Origin of the sequence: Veillonella parvula (assembly GCF_040094895.1) — a bacterium.
GTDB lineage: Bacteria > Bacillota > Negativicutes > Veillonellales > Veillonellaceae > Veillonella > Veillonella parvula_L.
The window spans coordinates 506,687-527,872 of sequence record NZ_JBBNGV010000001.1 but is presented as its reverse complement, the minus strand read 5'-3'; the positions used below and the strand labels follow the sequence as shown (position 1 = coordinate 527,872).

The following is a 21,186-nucleotide window of genomic DNA, read 5'->3' as shown; positions in this document are numbered from 1 at the left end:
TTATGACCACTATAAAAATTGCTTTATTAGGTTTTGGTACTGTTGCACAAGGTACTTTTAACTTATTGCAAGACAATGCTGAATTAATTAAAAATCGTACAGGTGTCAATGTTGAAATTTCAAAAATTTATGTACGAAATCCAGAAAAATATAGTCATATTACATTACCAGAAACAGCTAAATATGTAACTGATATTGATGAAGTGTTAAAAGACGATTCCATCCAAATGGTAGTGGAATTGATGGGTGGTACAAACTTTGCAAAAAATTGCGTAGAAGGAGCCTTAAAAGCTAAGAAGAATGTGGTAACTGCAAATAAAGACTTACTAGCAGAAGCTGGTCCATACTTATTAGACTTAGCGAGTAAAAATGGGGTAGACTTACGTTTTGAAGCATCTGTTTTAGGTGGTATTCCTATAATCCGCACATTATATGAATCGTTAGCCGGTAATCGTATTACTGAAATCATTGGCATTATGAACGGTACTACAAACTTTATTTTGACTAAAATGTCTGAAGAAGGTTTAAGCTATCAAGATGTATTGAAAGAAGCACAAGAGTTAGGATATGCAGAGGCAGATCCTACAGCTGATGTTGAAGGCCTTGATGCAGCTCGTAAATTGGCAATACTTGCATCCATTAGTTTTAACCGTCGTATTTTCTTTGAAGATGTAACTGTAGAAGGTATTACTTGTATTGATACTGAAGATATAAAATTTGGGAAAGAGTTTGGTTACAATATTAAATTATTAGGTATTGCTAAAGAAACTGCTCAAGGATTATCTCTAAATGTATACCCTGCATTTATTCCTACTACACATCCATTGGCATCTGTTCGCGGATCCTATAATGCGATTTATGTAAAGGGGAATGGTATCGACGATGTCATGTTATATGGTCGTGGTGCAGGTAGCTTACCGACAGGTAGTTCTGTAGTATCTGACATTATGGAAGTGGCAAAGAATGTTTCTTATAATGAAACGGGACGTTTGAAACCGTTCTATTATGATCAAAAAGATATTTATTCTCCAGGTAAAATTCAATCTAGCTACTACTTGCGTTTAGCAGTAGATAATAAAACAGGTGTACTAGCAAAAATCTCTGCAAAATTAGCAGAACAAAAGATTTCTGTTTTATCCATCGTTCAACGAAATATGGATCCAGAAACTGCAGTTCTTGCCATTGTTACATCTAAATGCCCAAGATCTTATATTTTAAATCTTATAGACTCTTTTAATAGCTTGCGCTCCGTTAAGGCTGTTAATAGTGTCATTCGTATTATGGAAGCTTAATTATGAATACTGTTCGTGTACAAGTACCTGCCACTAGTGCAAACTGTGGCCCAGGTTTTGATTGCTTAGGATTAGCACTAAATCTTTATAATATATTCAGCTTTACACCAGATGAAAATGCTACAGAATATACATATACTTTTGAAGGTTTTGGTGCAGATATTCTACGCGCTGAAGATCCTAAAAAGAATCTAATTGGTTTCGCTATGGATCAAGTTTTTGCTACTGCTCAAGAACCAATTCGATATGGTCATATAACTTCTGAAACCTTGATTCCTCCCTCTCGTGGACTAGGTAGTAGTAGTACGGCTATCGTAGGGGGGCTTTTACTGGCGAACGCATTGGTAAAGCATCCACTTTCAAAAGAAGAGTTACTAGTTATAGCAAATCGTATGGAAGGTCATCCAGATAATGTGGCGCCAGCTATTTACGGAAATTTATGTTGTGCTACAGGTTTAAAAAATAAGGTACTAAACACGGTCATTTCTATTCCTCCGGAGCTACATTTTGCTGTTGTAGTACCAGAAGTCATGGTATCTACTGAATATGCTCGTTCTGTGCTACCAAATCATATTCCATTTAAAGAAGCTGTACAAAATGTAAGTCATGCTTCATTATTTGTAACAAGCTTAATTACGCATCAATTAAGTAATTTATCTGTTGCCTTAGATGACAACTTGCATGTACCTTATCGTAAGACATTGATTCCTCATTGTGATGAAGTTTTTGAAGCCGCAAAAGTTGCTGGAGCTTACGGTGCTACTATCAGTGGATCGGGTTCTACTCTGATTGCATATGTTGATAAAACTCATGTACAAGAGGTAGCAAAGGCTATGGGGGCCGTATTCACAGCAAATGAGATTGAAAATAAAATATATTGCTTAGAAGCTGATACAACTGGAGCGTTAATTATATAGTTTATGGTATAATTATAGTGTTAGGCACAGTCCATAACAATAATTGGAGGAAACTATGAACAATATAAAAACAACACTTTTATTAGCGACTCTAACAGCCATTTTAGTGGTTATTGGTGATATGATTGGCGGCAGAAGCGGTATGATTATGATGTTTGTCATATCCATGGGTATGAATTTTATGTCCTATTGGTACAGCGATAAAATCGTTTTAGCCCAATACAATGCTCAACCTGTTACTGCACAGTCTAATCCAAAACTATATGCAATGGTAGATCAATTGGCTAAAAATGGTAATTTACCAATGCCAAAGGTTTATATCATTCCCAGTGAAGTACCGAATGCATTTGCAACAGGTAGAAATCCTAGTCATGCAGCAGTTGCTGTTACAGAAGGTATCCAACGTCTATTAACTGATGAAGAATTAGAAGGTGTGCTTGCACACGAATTAACACATCTTAAGAATCGAGATACATTGATTAGTACAATTGCAGCTATGATGGCTGGTGCTATTTCTATGATAGCCAATATACTTCAATTCACTGCCATATTTGGGCGCTCCGATGATCGAGAAGGCACTAACCCTTTGGCGCTTCTTGGTACGATCATTATTGCACCTATCGCAGCTGGTCTTATTCAGATGAGTATTTCCCGTACTCGTGAGTTTTTAGCTGATGAGGGAGGCGGAGATATGTGTCGCAACCCATTAGCACTGGCTTCTGCACTTGCAAAAATTGACTACTACTCTAAACATGGTGCATTGCCTAATGCAAGTAATGCTACAGCCCATATGTTTATTATTAACCCTATGATGGGAATTGGTGAAAGCTTGAGCAATCTTTTTAGTACACATCCTCGCACGGAAGAACGTATTCAAAAGTTAAAGAAACAAGCTATGAATCCAAAGTATAAAGAAAAGGTAATATTATAATTAGTATCTACTGGAGGGTATCATGCAAGAAACATTAGTTTTAATTAAACCAGATGCAGTTAAACGTCAATTAAGTGGTGAAATCCTTAGCCGTTATGAACGTAAAGGCCTTGTTATTAAAGCATTAAAACTCTTACAAGTACCTCGTGAATTAGCGGAAGAACACTATGCAGAACATAAGGAAAAGCCATTCTTTGGTGAATTAGTTGATTTTATTACATCAGGCCCAGTTCTTGCTTTTGTGTTAGCTGGTGAGAACGCAATTGTATCCGTACGTGCTTTAAACGGAGCAACAAATCCTGTAGATGCTGCCCCTGGTAGTATTCGTGGTGACTATGCCCTAACAATGGATGCTAACGTAGTACATGCTTCTGATTCTCCAGAAGCTGCTGCTCGTGAAATTCATCTTTGGTTCCCTGAATACAAATAATCTCAAGGTTGGGATCATTTAGCTTTTATTTCTACATCCATGTATATCTATAGGAGGTAATCATATGGCAAGTAGTGTTTATACAAAAACAGGTGATGCTGGTACAACTGGTTTATACACGGGAGAACGTGTACAGAAATCATCTTTACGCGTAGAAGCTTATGGTACAATCGATGAATTACAAGCTTTTTTAGGATTGGCTCGCGCTTATGCTGAAAATCCACGTGTTGCTGCTGAATTATACGATATTGAGCGAAACTTATGGACATTAATGGCTGATATTGCAAGTTTAAATACTGCTCCGGTAATTACTGAGCAATATGTAAAGCATTTAGAAAAAGTTATTGATCGCTTTGATGCAAAGTTAGAACCTTTATCTAGTTTTGTCATTCCCGGTGAAAAACAATCTTCTGCTTATTTACATGTAGCTAGAACGATTACTCGACGTGCGGAACGCGCTTTATGGCGAGTATTAGACGCTGGTGAAAGTGTTCACGAATCTAATTTAAAATACTTAAATCGTCTATCCGACCTTTGCTTTATCTTGTGTCGTGTAGAGGAAGAACTTGGAGCTGAATAAACAAAAAAAGCTATGTATTTTACATAGCTTTTTGCTCGTTATAGACCTATTGTGAAATTGTTTGGTTTAAAACATCTTGAGGGCTAGGATAGTAAAAGAAGATATGAGGAATTTCATAACGGAATTTTTCTCTTAATAAATTGGCTAATGTTGTTTCAAAGTTTATAATTTTATCAGCGCCGAAATCAAAGTCTTCAACTAATACTAATAGTTGTGCTTCAACTTGCGGTGCATTTTCAGGTAAAGCTTCTGGTGGTAGAGGAACATTCACTACTACTCGTGCAGTACCAATATATTTACCTTGTCCGTCATCGATGGCAACACGATATGTATTATCCCATAGCGTAGCCATCATTTTTAGTTTCATATTCATAATTTCCATAGTATCGCTCCTTTGTTATACTTATAATGATACTGAAATTATAAATTCTTGTATAGGTGCATTATGAAATCACAAATTATATTGTGTTCCGGTGGGGCACGCAGTGGAAAAAGTGAATTTGCTGAACGTTTAGCATTGGCTACAAAGGGGCCAAAAGCTTATGTAGCTACGGGCCAAGCTTTTGATGAGGAAATGGTGGATCGCATCAAAAAACATCAAGAGCGACGAGGAAAAATATGGAATAATTTTGAAGTACCTTTACATTTAGCTGATGAATGGGAAAATATCAGTCAATCAGCAGATGTAATTCTTATAGATTGTTTAACCATGTTCACTACCAATCACATGATGGCTTATGGCTCCATTCGTGGTCAAGAAGATGCTAATAGATTAGAACAGACAATACTTTCAGAATTAGACACTTTATTAGACTCGATACAATCATGTGAAGGTAAAACAGTTATATTTGTGACCAATGAAATTGGGTTAGGTATTGTGCCGGATAATAAACTGGCTAGATATTTTAGAGATATTGCTGGTCGTGTGAATCGAGCAGTAGCTTCTGTTGCAGATAAACTCTATTTAACAATTAGTGGTGTTACCATTGAATTGAAATCACAGGAGGTTCATATAAATGGCTAAGAAAATCATGTTTCAAGGAACGAGTTCTAATGTAGGTAAAAGTATTCTTTGTACTGCATTATGCCGTATTTTTTATAGAAAAGGTTTTAAGACCGTTCCTTTTAAAGCACAAAATATGGCCCTCAATTCTTATGTGACAAAATGGGGCGATGAAATTGGCCGTGCTCAAGTCGCTCAAGCCGAAGCCGCTGGTATTGATCCAATTGTTCAAATGAATCCTGTGTTATTAAAACCTACAGGAAATCAATCGTCTCAAGTTGTATTGATGGGGAAACCTGTTGGCGTATATAGTGCCAAAGAATATCATACAAAATATTCACTAACCGCTTTAGATAAGGTTAAAGAATCTATTGATTTCTTAGACTCAAATTTTGATATGATGGTTATCGAAGGTGCCGGTAGTCCTGCAGAAGTTAACTTAAAAGCAAATGATATTGTAAATATGCGTATTGCCAAGATGACTCAAGCTCCAGTTTTTCTCATTGCAGATATTGACCGAGGTGGTGCTATTGCGTCCATTGTTGGTACCTTAGAATTATTAGAACCAGAAGAACGCGATCTTATTAAAGGTATCGTTATCAATAAATTCCGTGGTGATATCAAACTATTAGAACCAGCTCTTACATTTATTGAAGAAAAAACAGGTAAAAAAGTGGTAGGTGTTATTCCTGCCATTGAGAACCTCGATATTGATGAAGAAGATTCTGTTGCATTAGAGAACAAACGCAATAGTGGTACTAAAGATATTCAGGTCGTAGTTATGCAAACACCTAAAATCTCTAATTTTACAGACTTTGATGCACTTAATTATGAGCCAGATGTATCTGTCCGTTTTGTAGGCCCTGGAGATGTTATCGGTACGCCAGATTTAATTATATTACCTGGTTCTAAAAATACATTGGCTGACTTAACATATTTACGTGATACAGGCTTTGCTGATGAAATCAAAAAATTGGCTGCTCAAGGTACACCTGTTATCGGTGTTTGTGGCGGTAACCAAATGTTAGGTAAAACTATTTATGATCCTCATCATATGGAAGGTGATATCGAGGAAATTGAAGGACTTGGCCTTGTTGAATCATCTACGACTATGAAGGCTCAAAAAACAACCCATCAAGTACAATTCAATGTATCTAATTTACAGTTTTTAAATGGTACTTTTAGGGGGGAAAATTTAGTAGGCTATGAAATTCATATGGGGGATACTACGCCACTAGCAGATTCGGTGTCTCGTTGCTTTACAATTACAAGTCGCAGTGAAGAGGCTGTCAATGTTATTGATGGTTTTATTGATGGTAATCATCAAGTAATGGGTACATATATTCACGGTGTATTTGATAATGACGAGTTTAGACGTTTTATTATCAATCAATTACGTGAACGCAAGGGATTACAACCATTAGATGTAGTATTCCATTATTTTGACCATAAAAATGCGGCATATAATCGCTTAGCTGATATTGTGGAGGAACATCTAGATATGGATTATATTATGTCTACCTTGGGATAGTAGAGGAGATATATGGAACATTTAGCAATTTTTCACTGGTTTTCAAAGTATAACTTTGTGTGCATACCAGTTTTAGCATTTTTATTGGATTTAATTATTGGGGATCCCAATAGTAAATATCATCCAGTGGCCATTATAGGACGTATAATATCTTTTTTTGAAGCCGTTCTTTATAAAGACACTGATAATGATACGAAGAAATTGTGGTACGGTGGTATTGCAGTAGGTTTAATTCTTATATCGGTATATATCATAGTATCTTTATTGTTATGGCTAGGTGGAGTAGTAGACGAATGGGTATACTATGCTTTCGAAGTAGTGATTCTCTACATTGCCATTTCTCCACGTTCATTGGCTGGCGCAGGTTTTACCATTAGTCAGTTAATAAAACAAGGTAATATCGTAGATGCTCGCAAACGTTTATCATGGATTGTGGGACGAGATACGGAAGACTTAGATGAAAGCGAAATCACTCGGGCTACAGTAGAAACAATCGCGGAAAATACGGTAGATGGTATTATTGCACCTTTTTTCTTTTTTATTATCGGTGGCCCTATGGGGGCTATTCTTTATAGAACTGCTAATACTATGGATTCTATGTTAGGCTATAAAAATCAAAAGTACTTGTACTTTGGTCGCGTAGCTGCACGCTTTGATGACATATTAAATTGGATTCCTGCCCGAATTACCTTTGTATTATTTGTAATTTCTGCATTCTTTTTACGCTTTGATGCTAAAAAGGCAATAGAAATCGGTTTACGTGATGCAAAAAAACATCCTAGTCCTAATGGGGGGTATGCAGAAGCACCTGTGGCAGGGGCCTTACATATCCGTTTAGGTGGTTACAATCAGTATTTTAAAAAAATGACCTTCCGTGAATATATGGGAGATCCTATTGAAAAGCTAAACCGTAACCATATTACTCGAACAATTTATATGATGTATGTTACGACTATACTAATGGTCATCATTAGTACAGTTATTACCTATGGGATGAATGTATAATGACACCTTTTTTTATAGCACTACAATTTTTAACGCGTTTAAAAATTGTAAATCAAACTGAATGGTCTGTAGAGGACTTTGGTAAATCTGTTGTAGCCTTTCCTTATGTGGGCCTTATTATTGGTCTCATATTAGCTATATTATATGGCGTATTATCGCCATTTATTCCGATCATGCCATTGATGTTAATTATCGTTGTGGCTGAGTTTTTAATAACTGGTGGCCTTCATGCTGATGGTTTGATGGATACAAGCGATGGTTTGTTTTCCGGCCGTGAAAGAGAACGTAAACTAGAAATCATGAAAGATAGTCGTATAGGCTCCTTTGGAGTTGTTGCTTTTGTATTTGTTACACTTTTGAAATGGCAATTATTAGCTTCGATTCCATCGGCTGAATTTATTCCTATGGCACTCATTATGATGCCTTTAATGAGCCGTTGGTCTATGGTTTTTAGTATTCGATCCTATCCATATGCTAGAGAACAGGGGATGGGGGCAGCATTTGCTAATTTAGCACCTAAACATGTTATTACTTATAACACCATATCTACGTTCTTTATGCCTATTCTATTACTATTAATCGGTTTAGTATTATATACACTTTTATATGGTGCTTATGCAATTTTATCAGCACCTGATGTAGGATATTTGGTAGGATTAGGTGTGTTAGTATATGCTACTATAGGTATTTTCCAAATCAATATTGTTAGCATGATTATTACGTATATTATTAACCGATTATTAAACCGCTATATTGTAAAAGCGTTAGGTGGCACTACTGGTGATACATATGGATTTGTTGTGGAAGTAACTGAAGTATTATTGATACTGGTATATAGCATAATTTTATCTATACTATCAGCTACAGTAGTTAATAATCCAACTATGTTCTAACTCTAAATTTTTGATTTTCAAAGTTTTAATATTTTTAGAACGTATACTTTATTTGATGTGAAAGGAGTTTAATGTGACCTATTATGTAAGAGCCCCAGGTACATGTGGGGAATTTCTACAAGGTTCTATTGATGGTCAGTCATTTTTAGTGACATGTCCAATTAATCGATACTCCTACGCATTGAGTAATGTAATACAACCTTTTTCTAAAGAATTTTGTGCACTTCAACCAAAATCGGCACAAGCTCGTAAATTAGTACAAGAGTTGGTCCAAAAAAAAAAGAAAAATCAAATTTGCCCGCCTGTGTATGTAAGATCCGATATTCTACAAGGAAAAGGCATGGCTTCAAGTTCGGCAGATATTTCTGTAACAGCTATGGCTACAGCTTTGGCCATGGACTATGATTTATCATTAAAAGAACTTGAGCAAATTTGTCTATCTGTAGAGCCTACAGATGCCTCTTTTTATCAAGGTGTAACTCAGTTTGATTATATTAAAGGGACTATCTCTAAGCCATTAGGTATGTGCCCACCTTTAAAAATCCTCGTTTTTGACGAAGGCGGTAGCATTGATACAGTTAGCTTTAATAAACAAGCAGATTTACAAAATAAAATTTTAGAAAAAGAATCTATTATACAAGAATCCTTTGATTTGTTTAAACAGGGTCTTACAACGCATGATATAAAGCTTATTGGCCAAGCTGCTACATTGAGTGCCTTTGGCAATCAGCGTATTTTATATAAACCTAATTTATATGACTTTCACGATGTAGGTAATTCTTATAATAGTGTGGGAACAATCATCGCTCATAGCGGAACCATTATGGGACTATTATTCCCCGTTGATTATGGTCGTATTGATGATTGTAAGAATGAGATTTTGCGTAAGTTGCCACAATTAACCTATGTAGATACGGTTGAAACTACGAATGAAGGATTAACTTATATTAAACGATAAAGTATTTCATAGAAAGAGAATAGTATGTCTAAAATACATGGGGGCAATATCTTTCAGTTTGCCCATGAACAACGAATTGAACCATATGAGGTTATTGACTTTAGTGCTAATATCAATCCACTAGGCCCTAGCCAACGTGGCTTATCTGCATTAGAATCTCAATTGCGATATATATCACATTATCCGGATGCTACAAATGATGATATATTAAATGCCATTGCTGATATCTATGGTATGAATAAAAATCAAATTGTAGTTGGCAATGGAGCGGCAGAGCTATTATATGCAATTTGTCGGTTACCTGGCTATACGGGCGCTTTTGTTCCCGCACCAGGTTTTTCTGAATATAAAGCGGCTTTAGAAGCAAGTAGAATTCCAGTACGCGATATTTATTATCGACCACGGGAAGATGAACATGGAAAACCTTATTTTGAGGTTCCTTATTTAGCATTAGAAACTTTTGCAGCTGAGTTAAAGGGGCAAGATGGTCGTATTATTGTATTTCTAGGTAATCCCAATAATCCAGATGGTACGTTACTTGATAAGAACCATATTCTTACTATTGCAAGCATGCTGAAAGATGCTAATAGTTTACTTGTTATAGATGAGTCCTTTATCGACTTTGTTGGTAACGATACATTACAAGATAATGAATACTCCATGCGCTCCCTAGTTAACGAGTTTGATAATATTATTGTGGTTCATTCTTTTACAAAATTCTATGCCGTGCCAGGGCTACGAATTGGTGCTGCTTTCAGCAATCCTCTTATCATTGAGCAACTAAATAGTTTTATTCCAACTTGGTCTGTTAACACATTAGCTCAATCCTATACAGAGGCGGCTTTGAATGATGTAGAGTATGTGAAACGAACAAAACAAGTATTACATGAAGAGCAACTTTTTATGTATAATTCATTAGATACTATAGATGGTATTACTGTATATCCGCCTTCAGCTAATTTTATGTTGTTCCACATTGAACAAGAAGGAATAACAGCAGAGTCGATTAATGAAGCGCTTAAAAAATATAATATGATTGTTCGCAACTGTGATTCTTATATGGGATTAAATAATCAATGGGTTCGCGTTGCAATAAAAGATCATGATACTAATGTTAAGTTAGTAGAAAAATTAACAGATATTTTGAAAGTATAGGAAGACTATGAAGACATTGTATATTGTGCGCCATGGTGAAACTGATTGGAACAAAATGGGAAAATACCAAGGCATCACAGATGTTCCACTTAATGAAAATGGTTTAAATCAAGCAAAGGCATGTGGTCAGGCTCTTAAAGATGTTAAATTTGATCGCATATTATCTAGTGATTTGAGTCGTGCTTTAGTTACAGCTGAAGTCATTCGCGGTGAACGTACTACTCCTATTACAGTAGATAAACGCTTACGAGAACTTAATTTTGGCGATTGGGAAGCTATGTTATTTTCAGATATCGAAGATCGTTGGCCTGGTTTGATAGATGAAATGTATTTGCGACCACATCTAGTTAAGGTTCCTAATGGTGAAAGCTTTAAGAATTTACAAGACCGTGCATGGGCAGGTCTAGAGGAATTCATCAATGTTAATAATGAGGAGGAAACACTTCTCATTGCTTGTCATGGTGGAACTATACGAACATTATTGTGTAAATTATTAGATATTTCCATTAGTCATTGTTGGAATTTTAGTCAAGGTAATACAGCAATTAATCGTATATTCTATAATGGCATGGGAGAATTTGATCATAATATTTTAAACTTGCTCAATGATACAGCACACGTAGATGTATTACAAGGTCATGCATAATGCGACTAGATAAATTATTAGCCAATAAAGCCTATGGTAGTCGAAAAGAAGTCCATCAAATCATAAAAGATAGAAGGGTTACCATCAATGGCAGTATAACAACGAAAAAAGATACTCATATTGATATTGATGTTGATATAGTTGCTGTTGATGGTAAGATTGTTAGTACTACTCAACTATATTATGTAAAATTTCATAAGCCAAAGGGCTATGTTACAGCGGTAGAAGATTCTAGTCACCCTGTTGTTATGGATTTACTCCCTCCAGAATTCATAAAAATGGGAGTAGTTCCAGTAGGCAGATTAGATAAGGATACAGAAGGACTTTTACTATTAACTAATGATGGTGTGTGGGGACATTCTATCATCAATGGTAATAAACATGTGCCTAAGGTTTATTACGTAGAATTTGAAGGAACGCTATCTGATGAAGGTATACAACGTATTAAAGAGGGAATTCTTCTTGGAGATGGTACGCAATGTAAACCGGCAGAAATTGAATTTGTATCGTTACATTCAGTACATGTAACAATTGAAGAAGGCAAGTATCATCAAGTTAAGCGCATGATTGGTGCTGCAGGTGGTACTGTAACATATTTGAAACGTCTTACGATTGGTCATATTGATTTAAGTGGCATTGAAGAGGTTGGTTCTGCAATGGAATTGACCGTTGAACAGATAGAGGGCTTTAAAAAGTAGCATAAAATTCTATTCAATATAGGTATTTTATGGTAAGATTAATTGTACTTTATAGACTAGGAGCAAGATTATGAATGGATTAAATCTGCTACAACAGTATATTAAAGAGCAAGAATTAACAGGCGTCATTTTAATAAGCCCTATAAATTTACATTATTTTGCAGGCTTTACTGGTACTACAGGCTTTGCTATCATTACTCAAGATAAAGCCTTTATGATTACTGATTTCAGATATACTGAACAAGCAACAAAACAATGTGAAGGGTACACAGTTATTCAATATGAAACAACTGTTATGGACACTCTTATAGATATATTCAATGAACATCATATTCACGAAGGTTTATTCGGTATAGAAGGCAAACAAATGCCTGTGGATACGTATGAAACTTTATGTGATACATTAGATGAACGCTTTAATTTTACATCTATCAATTTTGCAAAACTACGTGCGGTTAAGCGTGAAGATGAATTAGACTTATTGCGTAAAGCTGCTAAAATTGGTGATGGTGCTTTTGCTGCCTTGCTACCACAACTAAAGGTAGGGATGACAGAAAACGAAGCGCGCATTATATTAGAATCAGAAATGTTAAAACGTGGATCAGAGGAACCTTCCTTTGCAACCATTGTTGCTTCTGGTAATCGTTCTAGTATGCCTCATGGTGTAGCCAGTGATAAGGTCATTGAAGCAGGTGATTTTGTTACCTTTGACTTTGGTGCAGTATATAAGGGTTATCATTCTGATATGACTAGAACTATTGTAATGGGGCCTGCCTCTGAATTACAAAAGAACCTGTATGGTATAGTTTTAGAAGCACAAAAACGTGGCGTAGCTGCAGTTCGGGCTGGTATTACTGGTAAAGAACTTGATGCAGTTTGTCGTGATTATATTAAAGAACATGGATATACCAAGGAATTTAATCATGGTACTGGGCATGGCGTAGGTCTTGAGATTCACGAAGAACCAGTAGCCAATACTAAATCCGATACGGTATTTACAGAAAATATGATCATTACGGTAGAACCTGGCATTTATATAACAGGTACTATCGGATTGAGAATAGAGGATAGTGTCATCGTCAAATCTGACGGCTATGAGGTGTTGACACATAGTCCAAAAGAGTTAATTGAAATAGGTATTTAGAAGGAGAAGAGTTAGATGATTTCCAGTAATGATTTTCGTCCAGGTGTAACCGTTGAAATTGACGGTAATGTATGGCAAGTAGTTGATTTTCAACACGTTAAACCAGGTAAAGGTGCTGCATTCGTACGTACTAAAATGAAAAACTTGCAAACTGGTTCTGTAGTTGAGCGTACATTTAATGCAGGTGAAAAAGTGCCTAAAGCACATGTTGATCGTCGTCGTATGCAATACTTATATGAATCTGATGGCTCTTATACATTCATGGATAACGAAACTTATGATCAAGTTGAACTTACCCTTGAACAATTAGGTGATGCTAAAAACTTCCTTCTTGAAAATATGGAAGTATCCATCATGTTTTTCCAAGGTATCGTAATCGGTATCGATTTACCTGTAGCTGTTGAACTTCGCGTAGTTGAAACAGATCCTGGTATCCGTGGCGATACTGCGACTGGTGGTAATAAACCAGCCGTATTAGAAACAGGCTACACTGTAAAAGTACCTCTCTTCATTGAAGTAGATGATGTACTTCGTATTGATACTCGTACAGGACAATACATCGAACGTGCCTAATACTCATTGATATGTATTGGGGCAAGATCTTTTCAAGGAATCTTATTCCCCATATATCGTAACATTTGCACTGTAAGCACTTGTCGTCTATGTAATTATATATAGGGACAGGTGCTTTTTTTGAAAGAGGCCAGTATGACCAAGAAAAATACTGAACTAGAGTCGGGTAAGATTAAGATTAACGATGATGTATATGCTACAATTGTAACAATGACAGCGCTTGACACAAAGGGAATTCATCATATGAGTTCCACCTTTAATGATGGCGTTAACACTTTTTTTAGACGTAAATCCGATCATGAAGGTGTTAAGATATCCTTTAACGATGAAGGAGCAATATCAGTTACACTATATGTGTGCATTCAGTATGGATATCGTATTCCTGATGTTGTTTTACGTCTACAAGAGCGCATTAAAACTGCTTTAGTCTCTTATACAGAAATTGAGGTTCAAACTATTGATGTAGTTGTACAAGACATTATTTTTGATGATTTAGTAACACCTCAACAGCCATAGGAGGTATCTCTATGAGTTCAGATAATCAATTAAATTATGGTTTAGACACGGATACCATTGATATTGCAGATTCTGTCATCATTGATGTAGCAACAAAAACTTTAGGAACCATTCCTGGTATTCATTCTTTAAGCCCACGCTTTTACGATGAGTTGGTAGAGGGTATTACACATGCTTTTGGTCAGCGTAGCTTACCTGGTATCAATGTAAAGCATCGTAAAGGTTTTATTGAAATTAACATTTATATTAAAGCATTGTATGGATATAATCTCATTGAATTATCAAAACAATTGCAATTAGAAATCAAACAAACCTTAAAAAATATGCTAGATCTTGATCATATTAAGGTTGATGTGCATATTGAAGGTATTGTAAAAGAAAAGGAGCCAGTTTTACATGGTAACTAAGCGAAATCGGCGAGAGGCTCGTCAATACGCATTCCAAATGTTATATGCCAATGAATTTCATACTGATCAAAATGATGTTCAATTTCCTGAAGGAAACATTCATAAAGCAATGGATAAGGCATATGCAAATAGTATTATAGAGGGTGTACTATCAAACACTGAAGCAATTGATGCTACATTACAGCCATTCTGTAAATCTCGTAAAGTAGCAAATTTAGATAAGGTGGATCGTTCTATCTTACGTATTGCCGTTTGGGAAATGAACAATAAAGTGGAACCTTTAGAGCCATCTATTGCTATTAATGAAGCCATTCAATTAGCTAAAGAGTTTGGCTCTGATGCATCTTATAAATTAATTAATGCAATCTTAGACGCATATAATAAGAGTAAATAATGAAACGATATTACTTAGGCATTGATACGAGTTGTTACACTACAAGTTGTGCCATTGTAGATAGCGACTTTCACATAGTAGGGGAAGCACGTAAAATCTTAGAGGTAAAACTGGGTGAGCGAGGACTACAACAATCAAATATGGTCTTTCAGCATACAAAGGCATTGCCTAAGTTAATGTCAGAGTTGCCTCAGGTATCGATTAGCGGTATAGGTGTTAGTGGTTTTCCACGGCGCGAAGAAAATTCGTATATGCCAGCCTTTATGGTTGGGTTAGGCCAAGGAGAAACCTTGAGTCATCTTATGAATGTGCCTTTACATATTTTTGCACATCAAGAGAATCATATATTAGCTGCTTTGAGGGATTTAAAAAATATTCCTAATGAGCCTTTTTTGGCATTACATCTATCAGGTGGCACGACAGAACTAGTATATTGCCATTATCAAGGAAACGGTATTTTTGAATCTCACATCGTTGGTGGTTCTAAAGATTTACAAGGGGGGCAATATGTTGATCGTATAGGTGTCGCATTGGGCTTACCATTTCCTGCAGGTAAACATTTAGAGGCATTAGCATTACAAACTACAGAATATGAACCATTGCCATCATCTGTAAAAGACGGATGGATTAGCTTTGCCGGTCCTTGTAGTGCTGCTATGCGACGTATAAATAACGCTATGAGTGAGATGGATAAATCTAAGTTAGCTAGAGCTGTTTTTACTTCCATTGGAAATGCTCTAGAAAAAATGATTACTTATCATACTAAAGAGAAATCTGTACGTGCACTCATTGCTGTAGGTGGTGTGATGAGTAATAGTTTACTTCGTAAGCGGATGGAAACCTATTGTAAACGAAATCATCTCCAATTACATGTGGCGCAACCACAATTCTCTGTTGATAATGCCACAGGTAATGCTTTTGGTGCTGCTTATTTACAAGAATCTAGAGGATAATCGTGAATGTATTAACCATTACACAATTAAACAATCTCATAAAACGTACCTTAGATCGTGAATATCTATTAAAGAATGTATATGTAAGTGGTACCATTATTAATGCAAAACGTCATAGTAGTGGTCATATGTATTTTTCTTTAAAAGATGAGGAATCTGCTATTGATGTAACAATGTGGTCTAGTACAGTCATGCAAAAGGGACTAGCTAATGCCATTCAAAATGGTTTATTAGTAACTGTAAAAGCATCTGTTAACTTTTACAATAAAATGGGCCGTTTAAATCTCATTGCATCAGATATGCAAATAGGTGCTAAAAGTCCGTTACAGCTCGAATTTGACACTCTAAAACGAGAGTTAACTGCTTTGGGGTACTTTGATGATAGCCATAAAGTAGGTTTACCCTATATGGCGAGTTGCATTGGTATTGTTACATCCCAATCTGGTGCTGTATTACATGATATTCTACATGTTAGTAAACAACGCAATCCACTAGTTCAATTTAAATTGTTTTCCGTTCCTGTACAAGGTAGTACCGCAGGCCCAATTATAGCAAAAGGAATTGCTACGGCAGATGCTGATCCAGATATTGATGTTATCATCGTTGGTCGTGGAGGTGGATCTATGGAGGACTTGTGGTGTTTCAATGATAGAGCTGTTGTAGAGGCAATTTATAATGCTCATACACCGATTATTTCGGCGGTAGGTCATGAAACAGATTACACCTTATGTGATTATGTAGCTGATGTACGTGGTGCTACGCCTAGCCATGCTGCAGAAATGGCAGTACTTCCAATTACTACATTACAAGATCAGTTGACAGAAAAAGAAGAGTATTTACACGAATATATACGCTATACACTACAACAAAAACGTACAGATTTAACATTGCTCTTTAATCGAAAACTTGGCATTCCAGCTCTGCAATTTTTACATAAGCAAAAATCACACTTACAAGAGCTTTCACAAACTCTAACTAATGCAACTAAAGAACGATGTAATGCAGAGAGACATAGCTTAGTATTATTGGCACAACAGTTAGAGTCACTAAATCCATTACAAATGATGATTAAAGGTTTTGCAAAGGTTGAGCATGATAACAAACCTATTACTTCGGTTGCCCAATTACAACCAAATGACGATATACGAGTTACACTAGCTGATGGTTATATTACTGCTACGGTAAAGGAGGCGCACAAGGATGGCCGCATCACTAAAAAGTTATGAGAAAAAATATAAGGCCTTAGAAGATATTGTTAAGCAATTAGATGATGGGGATATGACCATTTCTGAGCTTTTATCACAATATAAAAAGGGCTTAACTTTGGTAAAAGAATGTGCTGAAATGCTTGACTCTGTTGAAGATGAAGTACAACAAATTATCGAAGAAGTCCGCATCAGCGAATAAGGAGATTCTATGTTCAAAGATTATTTAGCATCTAGCAAACAAAATATTGAACAATGGTTAGGCGAAGTACTTAATAGCCCAAATCAAGAATTTGAACAACTTTATGAATCTATGAATTATAGTTTAATGCAAGGTGGCAAACGAATACGACCTATTTTAACTAAGGCTGTGCTAGAAATGCTTCATAAAGAGCCAGCGGATTATAAGGAATTTCTATGTGCTATGGAGTGTATCCATACGTATTCATTAGTTCATGATGATTTACCAGCTATGGATAATGATGATTATCGCAGAGGTAATTTGACCAATCACAAAGTATACGGTGAGGGACTTGCTATTTTAGCCGGTGATGGGTTATTAACATATGCCTTTCAATTGATGACTTCAAATACAGTTGCTAGTGCACAGCAAAAACTAGATGCTATACAATGTGTTGCTACTGCGGCTGGTCCAGAAGGTATGGTTGGGGGACAAGCCTTTGATTTGCTCAGTGAAGATAAACATATTCCTTTAGAAGAATTAAAGGTTTTACATACTGGTAAAACAGGTGCACTATTTAACGCTTCTGTAGAATTAGGTCTTATTCTTGGAAGTGCTAATAATACTACGCGAACATTCCTTATGGAATATTCTAATTGCCTGGGATTATTATTCCAAATTACTGATGATATTTTAGATGTAACCGGTACTATTGAAGAATTAGGGAAAACACCCGGTAGTGATATTCGCCAACATAAATCTACCTATGTATCTTTACTAGGTTTAGATCAAGCAAAACATCAAGCCTACTTAGTAGGTAGCCAAGCTCATGATGCGTTAAACTTGGTTTCTTATGATACAACTATACTATCAGCATTAATTGATTATCTTTTAGAACGTACGAATTAATGGGTATTACCTGTAGAAGGTATAAACAATGATTGATATATTACCACAAATAGCACATAATTATATCGCACAAGCTGCATTTTGGGGCTGGTTTACGGCTCAAGCTATCAAATTTGTATGGCAACTCTTAAGACATGGTAAATTCCGACCAGAGCGCCTTGTTGGATCTGGTGGTTTTCCAAGTTCACATACATCATTTGTAATTGCTACAACAACAGCGATTTACCTTAAAAATGGTGTAACGGATCTATTTATATTATCCTTAGTATTTTCAATTGTTGTTATGTATGATGCGTCTGGTGTACGATTAGAGGCAGGACGACAAGCTCAAATACTTAATCAAATTGTAGATTATTTTACCAAAAAGAATATACCTGTTGTCATTACACGTAAAGAAGCATTAAAAGAGTTGTTGGGACATACACCTATCGAAGTATTTGGTGGTTTAATTCTTGGTATTCTTGTGGCCTTTATTCAGTTTTATTGTATTTATCATGGTGTAATATGAACAATAAAGAACGATTAGATATACTCCTCGTTAATCGAGGCCTTTTTGAAAGTAGAGAAAAAGCAAAAGCAGCTATTATGGCGGGCCTTATATTTATGGATACTACGCGCATAGATAAAGCAGGCACCAAGATTCCTGCGGATGCTAATATTATTGTTAAAGGCAATACTTTACCTTATGTAAGCCGTGGAGGACTTAAATTAGAAAAGGCTATTCAAACTTACCCTATCGATTTACATGGGACTGTGATGATTGATATAGGAGCTAGTACAGGTGGTTTTACAGATTGCGCATTACAAAACGGTGCGTCTAAGGTTTTTGCCATCGATGTAGGATATAATCAATTAGCTTGGAAATTACGCCAAGATTCACGTGTAATCAATATGGAGAAACAAAATATCCGTACTGTTACTGCTGAACAAATAGGTGAACTTGTTGATTTTATTTCTATTGATGTAGCATTTATTTCTTTAGACAAAGTTTTACCAGTAGCTACTAATTTATTAAAAGATACGGGCTCACTGGTGGCCTTAATAAAACCACAATTTGAGGCTGGTAAAGAAAATGTTGGTAAGGGCGGTATAGTGCGAGATAGTGAAATCCATAAAGAGGTTTTACATCGTATTCTACATGTTGCGTATGATTGTGGATTGTATACACATGGCTTAACTTTCTCACCAATTAAAGGTATGGAAGGTAATATAGAGTTTTTAGGTTATTTTAAAAAGTACGAAGAAGGGGCCTTAACCATTGATGATATTTTGATTGATACAGTGGTTGCAGAAGCTCATTCATTATAGGAGATTACTATGCGTATCGGATTCTTCCCCAATATGGGGAAAAGCAATATTATGGCAGTTCTAAAAATGGCTGCACATATTTGTAAAGATGAAGGTATCGAAGTATTTTTGCCAGATGATCTCGAATCAGATGCACCTGCACGAGTACTTAAGATTCCTGAAACTCATATTTTAAGTCGTCCAGAAATCTTCAAACAAATAGATATTGCCTTTAGTTTTGGTGGTGATGGTACCATCATCCATCTTGCAAGACAAATTTATCCATATAATGTACCTGTTTGTGGTATTAATCTTGGCGAACTAGGTTTTTTAAATCAAATTGAAATTCATCAAATGCAAAGTCATATTAAACGTATTGCTAATGGTGATTATAATATTGAAAAGCGTGGACATTTATATGCTTATATAGAACGTCATAAGGGTAAAGAGGAAGAACTAGTTCCTATCATTAACGAAATTGTTATCACTCGTGCTGAGCCTGCTAAAATGGCGCGAATTAATATGTCTATTAATAATCAACACACGCAAATGTATCCATCGGATGGTTTAATTATTTCCTCTGCTACAGGTTCTACCGGCTATAATCTATCGGCTGGTGGTCCAATCATGAAACCAGATAATCGGTCCATCATTGTCACCCCAGTAGCGCCACACTTAATTCAAGGTGTAAGCCTTGTTTTAGAGGAACATGATACGATTCAAATTACAATGCCGGAAAGAGAACCACAATTACATATTTGTATTGATGGTACATTTGACTATACTTTTACAAATAAAGAAACCTTACATATAAGCTCTAACCCTGTATATTGTTTATTTGTACGATTCAAGGATCAATGTTTCTTTGGTACACTATTTAAAAAGTTAGCATCTCGTCGAGATGAATTGTTATAACCAAATCTCAAGTGGGGTGGTTTTGTGATTAACATTAACAATGCTGTTCAATTCCAACATTTAATCTGGGATCGATGTATGGAAAATGCCAAAGTGGTAGTAGATGCTACTTGTGGTAATGGCCATGATCTTTTATACCTTTCTAAACGGGCACAAAAAGCATGCCATCTATATGGAATTGATATTCAAATGAAAGCTATTAAAACTAGCAAAGAGCTTTTACAATCAAATGATATTGCACCAGAAGTAAGTTTAACGTTTATTCATGACTCTCATGATTTGGCAGTAGCTCATCAATTAAAAGATGAAGTTATTGATTTAATGATTTTTAACCTTGGATATTTACCTGGAGGAGATCACCAAGTTGTAACAAAACCTCACCAAACCATTGATGCCATAAATGAAGGTTTACACAAACTTTCCAAGTCTGGAGTTATTACAATAGTTGCTTACCCTGGAACAACAGAGGGATTTGAAGAAATGCAGTCTCTTAAATCGTATTTATCAGATTTAGATCAGAAAATATATAATGTATGCCATTGGCATCCGATGAACCAAATACATAATCCACCTGAGTTATTTATATTGCAAAAACGATAAAACGAAATATATCTTTATTCATTATGAATAAAACTCATACTCAGTTAGTAAAACCCCCTTTAT

At 35.8% G+C, this 21,186-nt stretch carries 27 protein-coding genes; 26 read left to right on the top strand and 1 reads right to left on the bottom strand.

Annotated elements, in window-relative coordinates; genetic code table 11:
• Positions 1-2: 2 nt before the first annotated feature.
• From AAAT26_RS02425 to AAAT26_RS02405, 5 genes are all read left to right on the top strand, one after another.
• Positions 3-1,292: a homoserine dehydrogenase gene (locus AAAT26_RS02425; RefSeq protein ID WP_349208801.1), complete on the top strand. Its 1,290-nt coding sequence runs from the start codon at positions 3-5 to the stop codon at positions 1,290-1,292.
• Positions 1,293-1,294: 2 nt separating this feature from the next.
• Positions 1,295-2,209, top strand: a complete 915-nt coding sequence (thrB, locus tag AAAT26_RS02420) for a homoserine kinase (RefSeq protein ID WP_278471549.1) — start codon at positions 1,295-1,297, stop codon at positions 2,207-2,209.
• Positions 2,210-2,264: 55 nt separating this feature from the next.
• Complete coding sequence (gene htpX, locus AAAT26_RS02415; protein WP_349208800.1) at positions 2,265-3,140, top strand: zinc metalloprotease HtpX; 876 nt, start codon at positions 2,265-2,267, stop codon at positions 3,138-3,140.
• A gap of 22 nt (positions 3,141-3,162) precedes the next feature.
• Complete coding sequence (gene ndk / locus AAAT26_RS02410; RefSeq protein ID WP_004695778.1) at positions 3,163-3,570, top strand: nucleoside-diphosphate kinase; 408 nt, start codon at positions 3,163-3,165, stop codon at positions 3,568-3,570.
• Between the two features lie 64 nt (positions 3,571-3,634).
• Entirely contained in the window at positions 3,635-4,150 is a 516-nt protein-coding gene (locus AAAT26_RS02405) for a cob(I)yrinic acid a,c-diamide adenosyltransferase (protein ID WP_004695779.1), read from the top strand.
• A gap of 46 nt (positions 4,151-4,196) precedes the next feature.
• Here AAAT26_RS02405 and AAAT26_RS02400 read toward each other — a convergent pair whose 3' ends face one another.
• Positions 4,197-4,532, bottom strand: a complete 336-nt coding sequence (locus AAAT26_RS02400; RefSeq protein WP_004695781.1) for a hypothetical protein — start codon at positions 4,530-4,532, stop codon at positions 4,197-4,199.
• A 63-nt stretch (positions 4,533-4,595) separates the two neighbouring features.
• On the opposite strand from AAAT26_RS02400, the gene cobU reads away from it, so the two are divergent.
• The 21 genes from cobU to mnmM all read left to right on the top strand — a co-directional run bounded on the left by cobU (position 4,596) and on the right by mnmM (position 21,123).
• Positions 4,596-5,174, top strand: a complete 579-nt coding sequence (cobU, locus tag AAAT26_RS02395) for a bifunctional adenosylcobinamide kinase/adenosylcobinamide-phosphate guanylyltransferase (protein WP_004695782.1) — start codon at positions 4,596-4,598, stop codon at positions 5,172-5,174.
• Entirely contained in the window at positions 5,167-6,684 is a 1,518-nt protein-coding gene (locus AAAT26_RS02390; RefSeq protein ID WP_349208799.1) for a cobyric acid synthase, read from the top strand. The genes cobU and AAAT26_RS02390 overlap by 8 nt, the downstream gene beginning before the upstream one ends.
• 12 nt (positions 6,685-6,696) lie before the next feature.
• Positions 6,697-7,689, top strand: a complete 993-nt coding sequence (gene cbiB / locus AAAT26_RS02385; RefSeq protein ID WP_004695785.1) for an adenosylcobinamide-phosphate synthase CbiB — start codon at positions 6,697-6,699, stop codon at positions 7,687-7,689.
• Entirely contained in the window at positions 7,689-8,582 is an 894-nt protein-coding gene (gene cobS / locus AAAT26_RS02380) for an adenosylcobinamide-GDP ribazoletransferase (protein ID WP_004695787.1), read from the top strand. Before cbiB ends, cobS begins: the two co-directional genes overlap by 1 nt.
• Positions 8,583-8,655: 73 nt before the next feature.
• Positions 8,656-9,540, top strand: coding sequence for a GHMP family kinase ATP-binding protein (locus AAAT26_RS02375; RefSeq protein ID WP_349208798.1), 885 nt, complete (start codon positions 8,656-8,658; stop codon positions 9,538-9,540).
• A gap of 24 nt (positions 9,541-9,564) precedes the next feature.
• A complete protein-coding gene (locus tag AAAT26_RS02370; RefSeq protein ID WP_004697290.1) occupies positions 9,565-10,695 on the top strand; it encodes a pyridoxal phosphate-dependent aminotransferase in 1,131 nt (376 codons plus the stop codon).
• 7 nt (positions 10,696-10,702) lie between these two features.
• The gene (gene cobC / locus AAAT26_RS02365; protein WP_004697091.1) at positions 10,703-11,341 is read left to right on the top strand and encodes an alpha-ribazole phosphatase; all 639 of its coding nucleotides are present in this window, start codon (positions 10,703-10,705) and stop codon (positions 11,339-11,341) included.
• Positions 11,341-12,039, top strand: coding sequence for a pseudouridine synthase (locus tag AAAT26_RS02360; RefSeq protein WP_008713895.1), 699 nt, complete (start codon positions 11,341-11,343; stop codon positions 12,037-12,039). The genes cobC and AAAT26_RS02360 overlap by 1 nt, the downstream gene beginning before the upstream one ends.
• A 70-nt stretch (positions 12,040-12,109) precedes the next feature.
• On the top strand, positions 12,110-13,183 hold the full coding sequence (locus tag AAAT26_RS02355) for a M24 family metallopeptidase (RefSeq protein WP_004697030.1): 1,074 nt from the start codon (positions 12,110-12,112) through the stop codon (positions 13,181-13,183).
• Positions 13,184-13,198: 15 nt separating this feature from the next.
• On the top strand, positions 13,199-13,756 hold the full coding sequence (gene efp, locus AAAT26_RS02350; RefSeq protein ID WP_004695799.1) for an elongation factor P: 558 nt from the start codon (positions 13,199-13,201) through the stop codon (positions 13,754-13,756).
• A gap of 135 nt (positions 13,757-13,891) precedes the next feature.
• A complete protein-coding gene (locus AAAT26_RS02345; RefSeq protein ID WP_004695801.1) occupies positions 13,892-14,272 on the top strand; it encodes an Asp23/Gls24 family envelope stress response protein in 381 nt (126 codons plus the stop codon).
• Positions 14,273-14,283: 11 nt separating this feature from the next.
• Positions 14,284-14,679: an Asp23/Gls24 family envelope stress response protein gene (locus AAAT26_RS02340; RefSeq protein ID WP_004695803.1), complete on the top strand. Its 396-nt coding sequence runs from the start codon at positions 14,284-14,286 to the stop codon at positions 14,677-14,679.
• Positions 14,669-15,073 (top strand): transcription antitermination factor NusB, encoded by a 405-nt coding sequence (nusB, locus tag AAAT26_RS02335; RefSeq protein WP_215675661.1) that lies wholly within the window; start codon positions 14,669-14,671, stop codon positions 15,071-15,073. The genes AAAT26_RS02340 and nusB overlap by 11 nt, the downstream gene beginning before the upstream one ends.
• Entirely contained in the window at positions 15,073-16,026 is a 954-nt protein-coding gene (locus AAAT26_RS02330; RefSeq protein ID WP_004697239.1) for a Kae1-like domain-containing protein, read from the top strand. The genes nusB and AAAT26_RS02330 overlap by 1 nt, the downstream gene beginning before the upstream one ends.
• 2 nt (positions 16,027-16,028) lie before the next feature.
• Complete coding sequence (gene xseA / locus AAAT26_RS02325; RefSeq protein ID WP_349208797.1) at positions 16,029-17,252, top strand: exodeoxyribonuclease VII large subunit; 1,224 nt, start codon at positions 16,029-16,031, stop codon at positions 17,250-17,252.
• Entirely contained in the window at positions 17,227-17,433 is a 207-nt protein-coding gene (gene xseB / locus AAAT26_RS02320; RefSeq protein WP_004697322.1) for an exodeoxyribonuclease VII small subunit, read from the top strand. Before xseA ends, xseB begins: the two co-directional genes overlap by 26 nt.
• Before the next feature lie 9 nt (positions 17,434-17,442).
• Positions 17,443-18,321, top strand: coding sequence for a polyprenyl synthetase family protein (locus tag AAAT26_RS02315; RefSeq protein WP_004697474.1), 879 nt, complete (start codon positions 17,443-17,445; stop codon positions 18,319-18,321).
• Positions 18,322-18,349: 28 nt separating this feature from the next.
• Positions 18,350-18,829 (top strand): divergent PAP2 family protein, encoded by a 480-nt coding sequence (locus tag AAAT26_RS02310; protein ID WP_004695814.1) that lies wholly within the window; start codon positions 18,350-18,352, stop codon positions 18,827-18,829.
• Complete coding sequence (locus AAAT26_RS02305) at positions 18,826-19,629, top strand: TlyA family RNA methyltransferase (RefSeq protein WP_004697112.1); 804 nt, start codon at positions 18,826-18,828, stop codon at positions 19,627-19,629. The genes AAAT26_RS02310 and AAAT26_RS02305 overlap by 4 nt, the downstream gene beginning before the upstream one ends.
• Positions 19,630-19,638: 9 nt before the next feature.
• Positions 19,639-20,523 (top strand): NAD(+)/NADH kinase, encoded by an 885-nt coding sequence (locus AAAT26_RS02300; protein ID WP_004697273.1) that lies wholly within the window; start codon positions 19,639-19,641, stop codon positions 20,521-20,523.
• A gap of 24 nt (positions 20,524-20,547) precedes the next feature.
• Positions 20,548-21,123, top strand: coding sequence for a tRNA 5-(aminomethyl)-2-thiouridylate-methyltransferase MnmM (gene mnmM, locus AAAT26_RS02295; RefSeq protein ID WP_004695822.1), 576 nt, complete (start codon positions 20,548-20,550; stop codon positions 21,121-21,123).
• Positions 21,124-21,186: the final 63 nt, after the last annotated feature.

What these genes read in the sequence shown, in the direction of transcription:
- AAAT26_RS02425 (WP_349208801.1), top strand. Translation starts at nt 3, where the DNA reads ATGACCACTATAAAAATTGCTTTATTAGGTTTTGGTACTGTTGCACAA.
- thrB (WP_278471549.1), top strand. Translation starts at nt 1,295, where the DNA reads ATGAATACTGTTCGTGTACAAGTACCTGCCACTAGTGCAAACTGTGGC.
- htpX (WP_349208800.1), top strand. Translation starts at nt 2,265, where the DNA reads ATGAACAATATAAAAACAACACTTTTATTAGCGACTCTAACAGCCATT.
- ndk (WP_004695778.1), top strand. Translation starts at nt 3,163, where the DNA reads ATGCAAGAAACATTAGTTTTAATTAAACCAGATGCAGTTAAACGTCAA.
- AAAT26_RS02405 (WP_004695779.1), top strand. Translation starts at nt 3,635, where the DNA reads ATGGCAAGTAGTGTTTATACAAAAACAGGTGATGCTGGTACAACTGGT.
- AAAT26_RS02400 (WP_004695781.1), bottom strand. Translation starts at nt 4,532, where the DNA reads ATGGAAATTATGAATATGAAACTAAAAATGATGGCTACGCTATGGGAT.
- cobU (WP_004695782.1), top strand. Translation starts at nt 4,596, where the DNA reads ATGAAATCACAAATTATATTGTGTTCCGGTGGGGCACGCAGTGGAAAA.
- AAAT26_RS02390 (WP_349208799.1), top strand. Translation starts at nt 5,167, where the DNA reads ATGGCTAAGAAAATCATGTTTCAAGGAACGAGTTCTAATGTAGGTAAA.
- cbiB (WP_004695785.1), top strand. Translation starts at nt 6,697, where the DNA reads ATGGAACATTTAGCAATTTTTCACTGGTTTTCAAAGTATAACTTTGTG.
- cobS (WP_004695787.1), top strand. Translation starts at nt 7,689, where the DNA reads ATGACACCTTTTTTTATAGCACTACAATTTTTAACGCGTTTAAAAATT.
- AAAT26_RS02370 (WP_004697290.1), top strand. Translation starts at nt 9,565, where the DNA reads ATGTCTAAAATACATGGGGGCAATATCTTTCAGTTTGCCCATGAACAA.
- cobC (WP_004697091.1), top strand. Translation starts at nt 10,703, where the DNA reads ATGAAGACATTGTATATTGTGCGCCATGGTGAAACTGATTGGAACAAA.
- AAAT26_RS02360 (WP_008713895.1), top strand. Translation starts at nt 11,341, where the DNA reads ATGCGACTAGATAAATTATTAGCCAATAAAGCCTATGGTAGTCGAAAA.
- AAAT26_RS02355 (WP_004697030.1), top strand. Translation starts at nt 12,110, where the DNA reads ATGAATGGATTAAATCTGCTACAACAGTATATTAAAGAGCAAGAATTA.
- efp (WP_004695799.1), top strand. Translation starts at nt 13,199, where the DNA reads ATGATTTCCAGTAATGATTTTCGTCCAGGTGTAACCGTTGAAATTGAC.
- AAAT26_RS02345 (WP_004695801.1), top strand. Translation starts at nt 13,892, where the DNA reads ATGACCAAGAAAAATACTGAACTAGAGTCGGGTAAGATTAAGATTAAC.
- AAAT26_RS02340 (WP_004695803.1), top strand. Translation starts at nt 14,284, where the DNA reads ATGAGTTCAGATAATCAATTAAATTATGGTTTAGACACGGATACCATT.
- nusB (WP_215675661.1), top strand. Translation starts at nt 14,669, where the DNA reads ATGGTAACTAAGCGAAATCGGCGAGAGGCTCGTCAATACGCATTCCAA.
- AAAT26_RS02330 (WP_004697239.1), top strand. Translation starts at nt 15,073, where the DNA reads ATGAAACGATATTACTTAGGCATTGATACGAGTTGTTACACTACAAGT.
- xseB (WP_004697322.1), top strand. Translation starts at nt 17,227, where the DNA reads ATGGCCGCATCACTAAAAAGTTATGAGAAAAAATATAAGGCCTTAGAA.
- AAAT26_RS02315 (WP_004697474.1), top strand. Translation starts at nt 17,443, where the DNA reads ATGTTCAAAGATTATTTAGCATCTAGCAAACAAAATATTGAACAATGG.
- AAAT26_RS02310 (WP_004695814.1), top strand. Translation starts at nt 18,350, where the DNA reads ATGATTGATATATTACCACAAATAGCACATAATTATATCGCACAAGCT.
- AAAT26_RS02305 (WP_004697112.1), top strand. Translation starts at nt 18,826, where the DNA reads ATGAACAATAAAGAACGATTAGATATACTCCTCGTTAATCGAGGCCTT.
- AAAT26_RS02300 (WP_004697273.1), top strand. Translation starts at nt 19,639, where the DNA reads ATGCGTATCGGATTCTTCCCCAATATGGGGAAAAGCAATATTATGGCA.